At 66.6% G+C, this 13,453-nt stretch carries 15 protein-coding genes; 4 read left to right on the plus strand and 11 right to left on the minus strand.

Going from position 1 to position 13,453, the window contains the following annotated elements; all coding sequences use genetic code 11:
• Nucleotides 1-3: 3 nt before the first annotated feature.
• Nucleotides 4-174, minus strand: coding sequence for a hypothetical protein (locus ACSX1D_RS06315; RefSeq protein ID WP_439861452.1), 171 nt, complete (start codon nucleotides 172-174; stop codon nucleotides 4-6).
• A 201-nt stretch (nucleotides 175-375) separates the two neighbouring features.
• On the opposite strand from ACSX1D_RS06315, the gene ACSX1D_RS06320 reads away from it, so the two are divergent.
• Nucleotides 376-1,302 carry a LysR substrate-binding domain-containing protein gene (locus tag ACSX1D_RS06320; RefSeq protein ID WP_439861453.1) on the plus strand — a complete coding sequence of 309 codons (927 nt, stop codon included), beginning with the start codon at nucleotides 376-378 and terminating at the stop codon, nucleotides 1,300-1,302.
• 31 nt (nucleotides 1,303-1,333) lie between these two features.
• On the opposite strand, the gene ACSX1D_RS06325 is transcribed toward ACSX1D_RS06320, so the two are convergent.
• The 7 genes from ACSX1D_RS06325 to ACSX1D_RS06355 form a co-directional block, all read right to left on the minus strand.
• Nucleotides 1,334-1,747, minus strand: coding sequence for a hypothetical protein (locus tag ACSX1D_RS06325; protein ID WP_439861454.1), 414 nt, complete (start codon nucleotides 1,745-1,747; stop codon nucleotides 1,334-1,336).
• Between the two features lie 86 nt (nucleotides 1,748-1,833).
• On the minus strand, nucleotides 1,834-2,487 hold the full coding sequence (locus tag ACSX1D_RS06330; RefSeq protein ID WP_439861455.1) for an HAD family hydrolase: 654 nt from the start codon (nucleotides 2,485-2,487) through the stop codon (nucleotides 1,834-1,836).
• Nucleotides 2,487-3,476, minus strand: a complete 990-nt coding sequence (locus tag ACSX1D_RS06335) for an ABC transporter ATP-binding protein (protein WP_439861456.1) — start codon at nucleotides 3,474-3,476, stop codon at nucleotides 2,487-2,489. The genes ACSX1D_RS06330 and ACSX1D_RS06335 overlap by 1 nt, the downstream gene beginning before the upstream one ends.
• Nucleotides 3,473-4,270, minus strand: a complete 798-nt coding sequence (locus ACSX1D_RS06340) for an ABC transporter permease (RefSeq protein ID WP_208708988.1) — start codon at nucleotides 4,268-4,270, stop codon at nucleotides 3,473-3,475. The genes ACSX1D_RS06335 and ACSX1D_RS06340 overlap by 4 nt, the downstream gene beginning before the upstream one ends.
• Complete coding sequence (locus ACSX1D_RS06345) at nucleotides 4,257-5,171, minus strand: ABC transporter permease (protein WP_439861457.1); 915 nt, start codon at nucleotides 5,169-5,171, stop codon at nucleotides 4,257-4,259. Before ACSX1D_RS06345 ends, ACSX1D_RS06340 begins: the two co-directional genes overlap by 14 nt.
• Nucleotides 5,168-5,974, minus strand: a complete 807-nt coding sequence (locus ACSX1D_RS06350) for an alkaline phosphatase family protein (protein WP_439861458.1) — start codon at nucleotides 5,972-5,974, stop codon at nucleotides 5,168-5,170. Before ACSX1D_RS06350 ends, ACSX1D_RS06345 begins: the two co-directional genes overlap by 4 nt.
• A gap of 94 nt (nucleotides 5,975-6,068) precedes the next feature.
• Entirely contained in the window at nucleotides 6,069-7,127 is a 1,059-nt protein-coding gene (locus tag ACSX1D_RS06355; protein ID WP_439861459.1) for an ABC transporter substrate-binding protein, read from the minus strand.
• 326 nt (nucleotides 7,128-7,453) lie between these two features.
• Here ACSX1D_RS06355 and ACSX1D_RS06360 point away from each other — a divergent pair, with 326 nt between their 5' ends.
• A complete protein-coding gene (locus tag ACSX1D_RS06360; protein ID WP_208708992.1) occupies nucleotides 7,454-8,170 on the plus strand; it encodes a UTRA domain-containing protein in 717 nt (238 codons plus the stop codon).
• Between the two features lie 10 nt (nucleotides 8,171-8,180).
• Here the strand turns inward: ACSX1D_RS06360 and ACSX1D_RS06365 are convergent, their stop codons facing one another.
• Together ACSX1D_RS06365 and ACSX1D_RS06370 are read right to left on the minus strand one after the other, a co-directional pair.
• Nucleotides 8,181-9,470, minus strand: a complete 1,290-nt coding sequence (locus ACSX1D_RS06365; RefSeq protein WP_439861460.1) for a M18 family aminopeptidase — start codon at nucleotides 9,468-9,470, stop codon at nucleotides 8,181-8,183.
• Nucleotides 9,471-9,577: 107 nt separating this feature from the next.
• Entirely contained in the window at nucleotides 9,578-10,288 is a 711-nt protein-coding gene (locus ACSX1D_RS06370) for a 4'-phosphopantetheinyl transferase family protein (RefSeq protein WP_439861461.1), read from the minus strand.
• 409 nt (nucleotides 10,289-10,697) lie between these two features.
• Between ACSX1D_RS06370 and ACSX1D_RS06375 the strand changes: the two genes are divergently transcribed.
• Complete coding sequence (locus tag ACSX1D_RS06375; RefSeq protein WP_439861462.1) at nucleotides 10,698-11,495, plus strand: helix-turn-helix domain-containing protein; 798 nt, start codon at nucleotides 10,698-10,700, stop codon at nucleotides 11,493-11,495.
• Between the two features lie 195 nt (nucleotides 11,496-11,690).
• A complete protein-coding gene (locus ACSX1D_RS06380) occupies nucleotides 11,691-12,344 on the plus strand; it encodes a hypothetical protein (RefSeq protein WP_439861463.1) in 654 nt (217 codons plus the stop codon).
• 151 nt (nucleotides 12,345-12,495) lie between these two features.
• Here ACSX1D_RS06380 and ACSX1D_RS06385 read toward each other — a convergent pair whose 3' ends face one another.
• Nucleotides 12,496-13,341, minus strand: coding sequence for an EamA family transporter (locus ACSX1D_RS06385; protein WP_439861464.1), 846 nt, complete (start codon nucleotides 13,339-13,341; stop codon nucleotides 12,496-12,498).
• Nucleotides 13,342-13,453 lie beyond the last annotated feature (112 nt).

The raw sequence follows: 13,453 nt of genomic DNA on the forward strand, positions 1-13,453 counted from the left end.
TACCTAGATCAGAGGCGGGGTCAGCCAGCGCTGGGCCGGGATCTCCAGGCTCTGGCGGGCGCGGGCGAAGCTCGGCACGGCCGCCTTGCTCAGGCGCTCGGCCAGGTTTTCCTGGGGGGTTACGGGTGCGCGGCGGTTGGCCCGCGCGAGCTTGAAGAGTTGGGTCAATGCCATGGTGATGAGCCTTATTCTTATTTTGGCCTTGCGGCAGCCATGGGTTGCTCTAGGCATCCCTTGGTCGAAGCCGCTGGAGTATGTAACGATCTGCCGGCGCGACTGTTTGCCCGCCCGCATCCATCTCGCGGCGAAGAATAAGCAGCTTTCTTCCCAATTGCACAGCCCTTTTTTCTTGATGCCGAGGCATGCAGTATTTTTATGATTTCCGATCGCCATCAGCCGCCCTCGATGAAAGCCCTGCTCGCTTTCGAGGCGTCGTTTCGCCTCGGCTCAATGACGGCGGCGGCTCAGGAACAGGGCACCACGCAACCGGTGATCTCGCAGCGCATCCGCGTGCTGGAGGAGAGCATTGGCCGCGTGCTGTTTGATCGCACCGGCAGCCGGCTGGCGCCGACCGAGCAGGGGCGCTTCCTCTACGGCGAGTTGTCCGGCGCCCTCGCCAGCATCAACGCCGCGGTGGCCAAGCTGCGTGACGAGGCCCAGGCCGTCGAGCCGAACCTGTCGCTCGCCGCCAACTTCGGCTTCGCCCATGCCTGGCTGCTGCCGCGCCTGAGCGAGCTGCAGCGCGCCTTTCCGCGCTACCGCTTCGAGGTGACCCCGGTGGATTCCGACTCCGCCCTGGAAATGGCCGAGGCGGACATCGCCATCCGCTTCGGCCACCTGAGCAGCTGCCGGGCCAATGAGATGCAGCTCGCGGCGGAAGTGGTGTTTCCCATTTGCAGTCCGGCATTCGCCCAGCGCCATGGCCTGACTGGCCACGTCGACGACAAAGTGCTGGCGCAGGTGCCGCTGCTGCACATGGACCAGAACAATCCGCGCTGGCTGGATTGGCCCCGCTGGTGCACGCTGGCCGGCCTCGCCCCCGTGGCGGACGCGGCGCGTTTCAAGTTCAACAACTATCCGTTGCTGCTCGGCGCAGTCCTGCAGGGCGAGGGCATGGCGCTAGGCTGGTCGGAGCTGGTGCAGCAGCCGATCGCCGAAGGGCGCCTGCTCGCCTTGCAGCCGAAGGTGGTGAGGGGCGACCACGGCTATCTGCTGGCGAGCAAGCACCGTAACAGCAGCCTGGTGCAGCCGGTTGTCGAGTGGTTGCAGGCGCAGCTGGCCGAGACGGTGGCGGCGACCTGAGGACGCGCCCGGCCCCCGGCCCGGGTCGGCTTCAGTCCAGCGATTCGTCGTCGCGGATCAGCACGTAGCTGTGGCCGTTGTCCGCGTCCACGCAGTCGTGCACATAGAACATCACCACCTCTCCCAGGCCCGGCATGGTCGCCACGTAGTCGCCGATTTCCGCACTGAAGTAGGCCGCCGACGAGGGCTTGGCCTCGCATTCGATGGCGGCGGTCATGAACAGCTCGGGGGCGCTGTCGCCGTAGAACTCGTCGCGTTGCCCAGCATCCCACTCCTGCGGCGGCTGGAAGGCGCCGGTGAAGAGGATCTTGGCATCGCCCAGGTCGCGCTCCTCTGCGTCGGGATCGTTGTCGTCCGGGCGGTAGACCGTGCAGTCCTGGGCGTCCGGGTGGCTGAGGATGGCCTGGCGGGCGGCCAGGCGTTGCTGAGGGTCGAGCTGGGACATGGAGCGCTCCGCGGTCAGAGGGTCGGCTGCTGGGGCAGGGTTGCCAGGGGCGCCACGTTACCGCTGTGCGCCTCTGCCGGGAAGCCTTAGCGCCAGTGCAATATCGGCCAGCCGGCCTGTTCGGCGTGGGCGCGCAGCAACGCATCGGGGTTGACCGCGTGGGGCTGGCTGACCAGCTGCAGCAGCGGCAGGTCATTGCGCGAGTCGGAGTAGAAGTAGGCGCCGTCCAGGGTTTCGCCCTGTTGCTCGAGCCACTGCCGCAGGCGCGTGACCTTGCCCTCGCGGTAGGTCAGCACGCCCTGGGTGTGGCCGGTGTAGCAGCCGTGCTGCAGCTGCAGATCGATCGCCAGCACCTCGTCGATGCCGAGCCGAGCGGCGATGGCGCTGACCAGAAAGTGCGCCGAGGCGCTGATGACCAGGATGCGGTCGCCGGCGGCGCGGTGGCTCGCCAGGCAGCGGGTGGCGTCGCTGTAGAGCAGCGGCTCGATCACCTCCTCGACGAAGGGCTCGACGACATAGGCCACTTCTTCGGCGCTGCGGCCGACCAGGGGCGAGAGGCTGAAGGCCATGTAGTCCTCCATGGCCAGCTGGCCTTCGGCGTAGAGGGCCATCAGCTCGTGGTCGCGGGCCAGGAAACTGTCGCCATCGACCCAGCCGAGCTTGGCCATTTCGGCGCTCCACAGGCTGGCGCAGTCGCCGTCGATCAGGGTTTCGTCCAGGTCGAAGATTGCCAGGGCCATCAGGCCACCTCATGGATGGCGTGGGCGTCAATGTTCAGCGCGATGCGCTGGCCGCTGGCATGCATGTCGGCCGCCGAGCGGTTGAGCACGTCGACCAGCAGTTCGACGCCGCGGGCCTCGACGCGGTAGCGGATGACATTGCCGAGCAGGCTGTGGCTGCGCACCAGGGCCTCGATCTCGCCCTGGGCGCCGAGGGAGATGGCCTCCGGGCGAATGGCGATGCGCCCGCCGACCGGGCGGCCGAGCAGGCGAGTGGCGGCCTCGGCATCCAGCAGGTTGTAGTTGCCGATAAAACCGGCGGCGAAGGCGTCGACCGGCGCGGTATAGAGCGTCTCGGCATCGCCGCTCTGGACGATCTGCCCGGCGTTCATCAGGAAGATGCGGTCGCTCATCACCAGCGCCTCCTCCTGATCGTGGGTGACGAAGATGGTGGTCAGGCCCAGCTCCTGCTGGATGCCGCGGATCTGCTCGCGTAGGTGCTTGCGAATCCGCGCATCCAGCGCCGACAGCGGCTCGTCGAGCAGCAGCAGGCGCGGCCGGGTGACCAGCGAGCGGGCCAGGGCCACGCGCTGGCACTGGCCGCCGGACAGCTGCTGCGGGTAGCGCGTGGCGAACTCGCCCAGTTCGACCATGTCCAGGGCTTCGCGCACGCGCCGGCCGCTCTCGTCCGCCTTGACCTGCTGCATGCGCAGGCCGAAGGCGACGTTTTCCTGCACGGTCATGTTGGGGAACAGCGCGTAGCTCTGGAACACCATGCCGATGCCGCGCTTCTGCGGCGCCAGCGGCACCAGGTCCTGGCCATCGAGGAGGATCTGCCCGCTGTTGACCCCGGTCAGCCCGGCGATGCAGCGCAGCAGGGTGGACTTGCCGCAGCCCGAGGGGCCGAGCAGGGTGACGAATTCGCCCTGGCCGATTTCGCAGTCGATATCGCTGAAGATCGGGGTCTGGCCGTAGCTTTTGTGCAGGCCTTGGATGCTCAGGAAACTCATGTCTTGTCCTTGTTCAGGCGGTTGGCGGCCCAGGTGAACACCAGCACGAAGAAGAAGTAGGAAATCACCAGCGCGCTGTTGAAGTGGCCGCTGCTGTTACGCATGTTGTTCAGGTAAACCTGCAGGGTCTCGTAGCGCGTGCCCACCAGCAGGTTGGCGAAGACGAACTCGCCGAACAGGAAGCTGAAGGAGAGGAACAGCGAGACCATCAGGCCCTTGCGCAGGTTCGGCAGCACCACCAGGAAGGCCGCCTTCCAGGTGCTGGCGCCGAGCAGATGGGCGGCGTCCATCAGGTCGCGCAGGTTGATCGCCTGCAGGTTGTTGGTGATTGCCCGGTACATGAAGGGCAGGGCGATGGTGAAGTAGCAGCCGATCAGGATCCACGGCGTGCCGACCATGGCCAGCGGCCCCGAGCCGTAGACCTGCAGCAGGCCCACCGAGGACACCACCGGCGGCACGGCGAAGGGCAGCAGGATGAGGATGTTCATCAGACCGTCGAGCCTGGGGAAGTGGTAGTGCACCACGAACAGCAGCGGCAGGATCAGCAGCACCGCCAGCAGCAGGGCGCCGAAGCACACCAGCAGCGACTGGCCGAAGGCGGCGAGAAAGCGCGCGTCGCTCCACAGCGCCAGGTACCACTTGAAGGTCAGGCCGTCCGGCAGGATGGTCGCGCCCCAGCTGGTGGACAGCGAGTAGAGCAGGGTGGCGGCCAGCGGCAGCAGCAGGATCACGAACAGCAGCCAGACCACCACCCGGTGGTACAGCTCGCCGGGCTTGGCGTCAGCGCGAGACATGGTAGCTCCTCTTGAGCAGCAGCTGGTGGGCCACGGTGATCACCGCCATCAGGCCGACCAGCACCATGGCCAGGGCGCTGGCCAGGTCCGGATTGAGCGAGATGTCGCCGGACACCAGCCCGGCGATGCGGATCGGCAGCACGTTGAAGTTGCCGGTGGTCAGGTAGTACACCGTGGCGTAGGCGCCCAGGGCGTTGGCCAGGAGGATGACGAAGGTGCCGAGCAGCGCCGGGGTCAGCACCGGCAGGCCGATGTGCCGCCAGTAGTCCCAGGTGCCGGCGCCGAGCAGGGCGGCGGACTCGCGCCAGTCCTCGCGCAGGGCGTCGAAGGCCGGGTACAGCAGCAACACGCCGAGGGGAATCTGGAAGTAGGTGTAGAGCACGATCAGGCCGGTCTTGGAGTAGAGGTTGAAGTCCTCGATGATGCCGATCTGCTTGAGCAGCAGGGTCAGCGCGCCGTTGAAGCCGAGCAGGATGATGAAGGCGAAGGCCAGCGGTACCCCGGCGAAGTTGCTGGTCATGTTGGAGAAGGCGATGACGAAGTCGCGCAGCTTGGAGTCCACCTGGCGCAGCGAATAGCTGCCGAGGATGGCGATGACGATGCCGAACAGGCTCGACCAGAAGGCGATCTGCAGGCTGTGCTTGATCGCCTGCAGGTAGAACCTGGAGCTGAATATCTTCTCGAAGTTGTCCAGGCCCCAGCCGTCGCTGACGCTCAGGCTGTGCACCGCGACCCACGCCAGCGGGGCGATCTGGAAGGCGATGAAGAATACGGCGAAGGGCAGCAGGCAGAGCAGGGCCAGCCATCTGCCCGGCACGCGCAGTCGAGCTGGCGCTGTGGCCACGCGCTCCGGCAGCAATGTGCCGGGGTGCTTCGGGGTGTTTTCCAGTGGAACGGTCATTTCAGCAGCTCGCGGCAGACGGGTTTGTCGTGAGGCACGCCGAGCAGCTCGCAGACGGTGCCGCACAGCTCGGTCTGTTTCGGCAGCGCCGCCTCGTCCAGGCTGAAGGCCTCGCCCAGCACGAACAGCGGTACTTCGCGCTCCTCGGGCAGCAGGCCGTTGTGCGAGCGGTCGTCGTTCATGCCATGGTCGGCGGTGACCAGCACCTGATAGCCGGCTTGCAACCAGCCCTGCAGGTAGTCGGCCAGGATGATGTCGGCGCGCCGGGCGCTGTTGCGGTATTGGGCACTGTCGAGGCCGTGCTTGTGGCCGGCGTCGTCGACGTTCATCGGGTGCACCAGGAGGAAGTTCGGCTGGTGGCGCAGGCGCAGGCTTTCCGCGTCGGCGAACAGGTGCGAGTCCGGGTAATGGTCGGCGTAGTAGAAATGGCCGTGCTGGATCGGCAGGTCGGGCGCCTCGGTATGGCGGTCGCGGGCCGCGACGAAGGGCGCGCGGTTGTACAGCTCGCTGATCCAGTGATAGGCCGCGGCGGCGGTGTTCAGGCCGGCGTCACGGGCGTAATGGAAGATGCTGCGCTGGTTGGAGAGGCGCACCACATCGTTGTGCACGATGCCGCTGTCGATCGGCGTGACGCCGGTGAGGATGCATTCGTAGAGCGGCCGGGACAGCGAAGGCAGCTCGCAGTCGAGCTTGTACAGCGCGGCGCGCCCGGCTTCGCGGTAGGCCTGCAGGTGGCCCAGGGCATGGCGGGCGACCTGGTAATTCAGGCCATCCAGTACGACCAGGATGACGTTGTGTTTCATCGTTGCTCTTGACCCCATTGCGTTCGTTTGACGGCGCGCCGGAGGAACTGCCTCAAGGGCAGTCCCTCCGGCGCGTGCGGATGGCGAACGCGGCTTACTCCATATTGATGATCACGTGCTCCTGCCACAGTTGCGGCAGCGCCTTGGAGGTGGCCTCCCAAGCCGCGGCGTCCTTGATCGGCTGGACCTTGGCGTACTGGGCGTTGGGCAGCAGCTTGGCCTGCACCTCGGCCGGCAGGGTCAGGTGCTCGGCGCGGATCGGTCGGGCGTTGCCCTTGGCCAGGTTGATCTGCCCGGCGTCGCTGAGGATGTACTCGCGCGCCAGCTTGGCGGCGTTGGGGTGCTTGGCGTACTTGTTGATGATGGTGCTGTAGCCGGAGATCACCGAGCCATCCGAAGGGATCAGCACTTCGAAGCGGCTCGGGTCGATCTGGTCGCGATAGCTCAGGCCGTTGAAGTCCCACACCACGCCGACTTCCACTTCGCCCTTCTCCAGGGTCTGGATGGTCGGGTTGGACAGCGACAGGCGGCCCTGCTCGGCGATGCCGGCGAAGAAGTCCAGGCCCGGCTGGATGTTCTTCTCGTCGCCACCATTGGCGATGGCCGCGGCCAGTACGCCATTCACCGCCTGGGCGGCGGCGCTGACGTCACCGATGGCGACCTTGTACTGGCCGTTCTTCAGATCGGCCCAGGAGGTGGGGATGTCCTTGACCAGCTTCTTGTTGACGATGAAGGCGATGGAGCCGGTATAGGCCAGCATCCAGTGGCCGTCCTGGTCCTTGGCCCAGGCCGGGATCTGCTCCCAGGTGCTCGGCTTGAACGGCTGGGTCACGCCCTGCTGCACGGCGATGGGGCCGAAGGCGGCGCCGACGTCGCCGATATCGGCGGTGGCGTTGTCCTTCTCGGCGGCGAACTTGGCGATCTCCTGGGCCGAGCTCATGTCGGTGTCCAGGTGCTTGAGGCCGTACAGCCTGTTCAGATCCTCCCAGGTGTCCTTCCAGTTGGCCCAGCTGTCGGGCATGCCCACGCTGTTCACCTCGCCCTCGGCGCGGGCGGCCTGTTCCAGCGCTTGCATGTCCATGTCAGCGGCCATGGCCGAGGTGGCCAGGGCGATGGCCGAACCCATCAGTGAAGCCAGCAGCAATCGTTTCATTGGAAACTCCTTTGCGATGAGGGTGTTGGTCTAGATCAGCAGAGTCCGGGTCAATCTAGGCGGCGGAGGTGACAGTTTTATGTCCGCCGCGCGCGTGCGCATTTCCAGGCCGTTCGCCAGATTGGCGCTCATCTAGCGTAGACCATGGATTACCGGGCGCTTGGCCGGTTTGACGGCGATCTTTCCGGCTAACCCGGATGCTGCGATTGGCCTGTTGTCATCGACTGGTCATGCAGATTGCCTAGACTTGCAACAGACTCGCCGGACTCCGACCCTGGAATCCTGGCTTGCGGGTCGAGCTGGACTAGGCCAAAGGGGGATCGTTGATGCGCGAAGAAGCGCCGCGTGCCGTCACCACCATCTGCCGTGCACTGGAAGAGCAGATCGAACATGGCCTGCTGCCCTCCGGCAGCAAGCTGCCGGCCGAGCGCAAGCTCAGCGAGCTGTTCGACACCACGCGCATCACCCTGCGCGAGGCGCTCGGCCAGCTGGAGGCGCAGGGGCTGGTCTACCGCGAGGAGCGCCGTGGCTGGTTCGTCTCGCCGCCGCGGCTGACCTACAACCCGCTGGTGCGCAGCCATTTCCATGCCATGGTCGGCGAGCAGGGGCGGGTGCCGGCCACCGAGGTACTGAGTGCGCGGCTGATGCCGGCCAATGCGGAAATCTGCCAGCTGCTGGCGCTACCGGCGCTGTCCAGCGTCTACCAGATCCGCCGCGCCCGGCGCATCGACGGTCGCCTGGTGCTGTATGTCGAGCACTACCTCAACCCGGCCTATTTCCCGGGAATCCTGGGGTTCGACCTGACCCGCTCGCTGACCGAGCTGTACGAGCACGAGTACGGGGTGCGTTACGGCCGGGTGCGTTTCGACATGGTGCCGACCGCCCTGCACAGCGAGGCCGCGGCGGCGCTTAAGGTGGCCCTGGGCAGCCCGGCGCTGCGCATCGTGCGGGTCAACCGTGACCAGCACGGCCGGCTGATCGACTGCGACCTGGAGTTCTGGCGCCACGACGCCCTGCATGTGAGCGTCGAGGTGCCGGAGTAGCGCCGCCGGCTCAGGGCAGTTCGGCGCTGGCGTAGAAGGCGGTGAGCACCTTGACCAGGTGCGCCAGGTCCTGGCTGCCGGCCAGCTCGCGGATCGAGTGCATGGCGAAGGTCGGCAGGCCGATGTCGACGGTGCGCACGCCCAGCTGGCCGGCGGTGAGCGGGCCGATGGTCGAACCGCAGCCCATGTCGCTGCGGGTGACGAAGCTCTGCACCGGCACTTCGTTCTCCAGGCACAGGTGGCGGAAGAAACCGGCCGTTTCGCTGTTGGTGGCGTAGCGCTGGTTGCTGTTGATCTTGATCACCGGGCCGGCGTTGAGCTTGGGCCCGTGGTTCTCGTCGTGCTTGTCCGGGTAGTTGGGGTGCACGGCGTGGGCATTGTCGGCGGAGACCAGCAGCGAACGCTGGATGCAGCGCACGAAGGCATCGCCCTCCGGCAGCACCCGGCGCAGCACCTGCTCGAGCATCGGCCCGTCGGCGCCGCAGGCGGAGGTGGAGCCGACCTCCTCGTGGTCGTTGCACACCAGCACGCAGCTCTCGGCGTCCGGGGCGGCCAGCAGCGCCTGCAGGCCGGCGTAGCAGGACAGCAGGTTGTCCAGGCGGGCGCCGGCGATGAAGTCGCGATTGAGGCCGATCACCGCGGCGGCCTGGGTGTCGTAGAAGCTCAGCTCGTAATCCAGCACCGCATCGGCGCTCAGGCCGTGTTCGCTGGCCAGCTGGTCGGCCAGCAGGGCGCGGAAGTCCGCCGCCTCGCTGCCGGTGAGCTGGGCCAGGATCGGCGGCAGCTCGGTCTGCGCGTTGATGTTCCAGCCCTGGTTGGCCTCGCGGTTGAGGTGGATGGCCAGGTTGGGGATCACCGCGATCGGCGCCTGGAAGTCGATCAGCTGGCTCTGCACCTTGCCGCTCTCGCGGAAGGTCACCCGTCCGGCCAGCGACAGGTCGCGGTCGAACCAGGGGGTGAACAGGGCGCCGCCGTAGACTTCCACGCCGAGCTGGAAGAAGCCCTGGCGCTGCAGCTCCGGATGGGGCTTGACCCGCAGGCAGGGGCTGTCGGTGTGGGAGCCGACCAGGCGCAGGCCACCCTCGACGGGCGGACGCTGGCCGAGCTTGAAGGCGATGATCGAGGAGTCGTTGCGGGTCACGTAATAACGGCCGCCGGCCTCGGTGTGCCAGGAGGCGCGTTCGTCCAGTGGCTGGAAGCCGGCTGCCTGCAGGCGCTGGGCGAGGGCGGCGGTGGCATGAAAGGGCGTCGGCGAGGCCTTGAGGAAATCGATCAGGCCTTGGTTCAGTTCTTCGCGCATGGGGCACTCCTGGCGGCAATGCGCGGAGTTTATCGGATTTGTCGCCGGCATTGGCGCGGCCTGTGTCTCGCCAGCGTCCGCCATGGCCGAGATTGGATGGGGTGGGCTCAGGCCGGGATGCTGACCAGGCTGAGCAGCTGGCCGTCGCACTCGGCGAACTGGCCCTGCAGCTCGCTGCCGGCCGGCCAGTCGGCGCCCAGGTCGATCAGCAGGCGTAGGTGCGCGCGGCCGTCGTCCTGGCAGTTCAGCAGCTCGGCGTCGTGGAAGTAGAAGCGGCGCAGCACCAGGGGGTAGAGCGCCTTGAACAGGCTTTCCTTGAGCGAGAAGGTCAGGCTGACGCGCCAGGCGCGCTGCTCGGCGGGCAGCGACTGGAGCCGGTGCAACTCGGTCGGGGTGAGGATCTCCGCGGCCAGGCGCTCGGCGCGCGTGCTCGCCAGGGGGGGCTCGATATCCAGACCGAGGCCGCGCCAGGCGCTGCTGCGCGCCACTAGGGCGGCGGCCCAGCCGTGGCCGTGGCTGATCGAGCCGACCACCCCGGCCGGCCACTGCGGCGCCCGGTCGGCGCCCACCGCGGGAACCTGCGGCTGCCCGGTCAGGCGGCGCAAGGCCTCGCGCGCGCACAGGCGGCCGGCCAGGTATTCGGCCTGGCGTTTGGCCACGCCGCGGACCGGGGCGATGGCGCAGCGGTTGAAGTCCTCGCCATCCAGGCGTTCGGCGCTAAAGCTTGTGCTGAGCAGGTGCACGCCGGGTAGCGCGTGGGGCAACGGCCAGTGATCGCTCAGGGGGGTGCAGCAGGACGGCAGGTAGGGTTCGCTCATGCCGGCATTCTGCCGGGAGCCGTCGGCGGTCGCCAGCTGCCCGGGTGGTTACATTTCTTTGCAAAAGCGCAACAAAGCTAAACGGATAGTCGCCTGGGCATTTGCCAGACTGGCGTCGCGTTTCTTCGGGGACGCAGGTGAGGTTGTAGTTGGTGCCGGTGTCCGCCGGCCCTGACCTTTTCTCAGATTCGAGTACGGGAGCCCGTTTGGGCTCCCGTTTTTTTTGCGCGGTTGCCTACCGGCGCCGCCGGGCAGGCAGCCGCATTGGCTGGGGGCGCTGCACCGCTGCGTGCCTATACTTGCCCAATGAGTAGCCGCGCGGGTGTGCCTGTGAATCGCCGGCAGGCCTGTGCCAACGATGCCCTTGCTCACCGTTCGCGGGCGGGGTGAATAGGCTGGGAGGCGAATGATGAGTTTGCCGGGCCTCGTCTGGACAGATCTGCGCAGCGACACCCATGAGCCCAGTCCTGTCGGCGAGTTGAAGGCGCATTTTCGGCTGCATCATCTGGTCGGAACCGCGAGCCTCACGCAGGACATCGATCAGCGCGCGCCGCTGCTGGCCTGCTTCGAGTACGACTACCCGAATCTGCCTGGCTTGAAGGCGCTGCGTGCGACCAAGCGCGCCTATCCCGGCCTGCCCATTCTGATGCTCACCGTCCATCATTCCGAGGCGCTGGCGGTGTGGGCGTTTCGCACCCGGGTCTGGGATTACCTGGTCAAGCCCGTCTCGGCCGAGGAGCTGTGGCGACGGATCAGACAGCTGCTGTCGGTGTTGCCGGCCAACCCGGACGCTGCCCGGCGGATCGCCATGCCCGCGCCGCTGATTCCCCGGGAGGCGCGCATCGGCGCTCCAGGCCCGACGGAGCGCCTGACCCAGCAGGCGCTGACCTATGTTCAGCGCCACTATGGCGAAGTGCTGCGCCTGCAGGATGTCGCCGGCTGCTGCCGCATGAGCGTCTACGAATTCAGCCGTTGCTTCAAACGCGTGTACGGGCTGACCTTCCGCGAATACCTGTGTCGCTACCGGCTGCAGCGCTCCCTGGAGATGCTGGTCAACTCCCACGCCAGCATTGCCGAGGTGGCCATTGCCGCCGGCTTCCGCAACCCCTCGCACTTCTCCCGGCTGTTTCACCAGCGAATCGGGGTCACCCCGTCCGAATACCGGATGAGCCCGCCCGACGGTCGCCTCCTTCCAGAAGACGCATAGCGTTACGCAATCAAAGTAAAGTCAGACTTTAGTCTGAAGCCCATACTTGCACCCGACAGTAGTCGACCGCCTCGCGGGCCTCTGCTGTCGCTCCTGCCTTTCCGGTGTAGAGAGGCGGAGCAACTTTTTGGCTATGTCTGCTGTGGGAGGAAGCGAACCCGAAGGCTGGGGCTTTGCGGAGAGAAGGAGGACACCATGTTCACTCACTGGTTGAAAATCTACTCGGTGCCACTGGCCCTGGGAATCGCTGGCGCAGGGCTGTATGCCGGCGCGGCAAGTGCAGGCACCTGCGAACTGGCCGACGGCAATCGGGATACCGGTTGGATGCTGACCTTCGATGACGCTCAGGTGAGCAATTGTGTATTCACCGGCAATGCCGGCACCGGGCGCAACAAGGGCACCCTCGACCTGACCCTCAACATCGCCAGTGCCAAGCCGATCGACATCGGTTTCGTCCAGGAGGTGGCGCCTGCCGAGGACAGCTTCGGCCTGCGCATCACCTGGAACCTGACCGTCAACAACAACTATCAGGTGCTGCGCGGCATTCGCGGACGGGCGTTCGATAACACGGAAAAACTCGACGACGACGAGAACGAGTTTGTCGAGAATGCACACCCAGGCTTCGCCCACTTCCACAACGACGGCACGTTCAACCCCGGACCCTTCGTAGGGGCCGAGGATTGCGACTGCGAGTCGGACCGTGATTTCAAGATCAAGGGCGAAGATCATGGCGTGTTCTCGCTCGGCACCGGTACCGTCACCGGGATCGGCGTCCACCAGATCCAGGAGCAGGGCCGCGTGCGCAGCTTCTCGGTTAGCGTCGAGCCACTGGAAGCCGAGGTGAAATAGCGGGCCACCGGCCAGGCGGCGCGCTCCTCGGCCACCAGGCCATGCCAGGAGGACAAGTGCGCTGGGGCGCATGATCGAATAGTCCCGCAATGCTGCTGGTCACGCAGCTTGCGGGATACTTGTCTGGCCGTCGCGACGGCTTCGCGGGGCTTCAGGCCAGTTTCATCACCAGCATGCCGAACAGGATCAGCCCGCAGGCCAGCAGGCGGATCGCGGGCAGGCTTTCCTTGAGCCACAGGCTGCCGATCAGCAGGGCGAACAGCACGCTGGACTCGCGCAGCGCCGAGACCAGCGCCACTGGTGCCTGGGTCATCGCCCAGATGACGATGCTGTAGGCCGCCAGCGACAGCGCGCCGCCGGCCAGGCCGCCTTTCCAGTGCGGCCCCAGGCGCAGGAACGCCCGCGGCCCACGGGTTGCCGCGACCACCAGGGCCATGACCATGCCACTGACCGTGAACAGCCACATCGAGTAGGACAGGGCGTCCTGGTTGTGGCGCGCGCCGACTGCGTCGGACAGGGTGTAGCCGGCGATGAAGCAGGCGGTCATCAGCGCGCTGAACAGCATCGGCGCATTCAGCGCGGCCGCCCGCTGGCTGCCGCGCAGGGCCATCAGCCAGATGCCGGCGACCAGCGTCAGCAGACCGAGCCATTGCCCGGCAGTCAGGCTGTCGGCCAGCAGGGTGACCGACAGCAGGGCGACGAGCAGCGGCGAGCTGCCGCGGGAGATCGGGTAGACCTGGCCCAGGTCGCCATACTGGTAGGCGCGGGCGAGAAAGCTGTTGTAGCCGATATGCAGCAGGGCGGAGAGGGCGATCCACGGCCAGGCGGCGGCCTGGGGAAAGGCCACGAAGGGCAGGGTGCAGAGGGCCACCGCGCCGGCGGCGATCTGGATCAGGCAGGCGGTGAGAAAACGATCGAGGCCGATCTTGAGCAGGGCGTTCCAGCCGGCATGCAGGGCGGCGGCGGCCATTACGGCGAGAAATACGGAGGTTTCCAAGCGGCTTCTTCCTTGTACCAGTGGCGCGCTGCAACGTGGCAATACTGCCACAGGCGCCGGGTATCGGTCGTCCTTCTGTGTCGGGTCGGAAGGCGCGGAATAGAGCGATGGC

The sequence above is a fragment of the Pseudomonas sp. MBLB4136 genome, from assembly GCF_051904765.1.
GTDB lineage: Bacteria > Pseudomonadota > Gammaproteobacteria > Pseudomonadales > Pseudomonadaceae > Aquipseudomonas.

What these genes read in the sequence shown, in the direction of transcription:
- ACSX1D_RS06315 (WP_439861452.1), bottom strand. Translation starts at nt 174, where the DNA reads ATGGCATTGACCCAACTCTTCAAGCTCGCGCGGGCCAACCGCCGCGCA.
- ACSX1D_RS06320 (WP_439861453.1), top strand. Translation starts at nt 376, where the DNA reads ATGATTTCCGATCGCCATCAGCCGCCCTCGATGAAAGCCCTGCTCGCT.
- ACSX1D_RS06325 (WP_439861454.1), bottom strand. Translation starts at nt 1,747, where the DNA reads ATGTCCCAGCTCGACCCTCAGCAACGCCTGGCCGCCCGCCAGGCCATC.
- ACSX1D_RS06330 (WP_439861455.1), bottom strand. Translation starts at nt 2,487, where the DNA reads ATGGCCCTGGCAATCTTCGACCTGGACGAAACCCTGATCGACGGCGAC.
- ACSX1D_RS06335 (WP_439861456.1), bottom strand. Translation starts at nt 3,476, where the DNA reads ATGAGTTTCCTGAGCATCCAAGGCCTGCACAAAAGCTACGGCCAGACC.
- ACSX1D_RS06340 (WP_208708988.1), bottom strand. Translation starts at nt 4,270, where the DNA reads ATGTCTCGCGCTGACGCCAAGCCCGGCGAGCTGTACCACCGGGTGGTG.
- ACSX1D_RS06345 (WP_439861457.1), bottom strand. Translation starts at nt 5,171, where the DNA reads ATGACCGTTCCACTGGAAAACACCCCGAAGCACCCCGGCACATTGCTG.
- ACSX1D_RS06350 (WP_439861458.1), bottom strand. Translation starts at nt 5,974, where the DNA reads ATGAAACACAACGTCATCCTGGTCGTACTGGATGGCCTGAATTACCAG.
- ACSX1D_RS06355 (WP_439861459.1), bottom strand. Translation starts at nt 7,127, where the DNA reads ATGAAACGATTGCTGCTGGCTTCACTGATGGGTTCGGCCATCGCCCTG.
- ACSX1D_RS06360 (WP_208708992.1), top strand. Translation starts at nt 7,454, where the DNA reads ATGCGCGAAGAAGCGCCGCGTGCCGTCACCACCATCTGCCGTGCACTG.
- ACSX1D_RS06365 (WP_439861460.1), bottom strand. Translation starts at nt 9,470, where the DNA reads ATGCGCGAAGAACTGAACCAAGGCCTGATCGATTTCCTCAAGGCCTCG.
- ACSX1D_RS06370 (WP_439861461.1), bottom strand. Translation starts at nt 10,288, where the DNA reads ATGAGCGAACCCTACCTGCCGTCCTGCTGCACCCCCCTGAGCGATCAC.
- ACSX1D_RS06375 (WP_439861462.1), top strand. Translation starts at nt 10,698, where the DNA reads ATGAGTTTGCCGGGCCTCGTCTGGACAGATCTGCGCAGCGACACCCAT.
- ACSX1D_RS06380 (WP_439861463.1), top strand. Translation starts at nt 11,691, where the DNA reads ATGTTCACTCACTGGTTGAAAATCTACTCGGTGCCACTGGCCCTGGGA.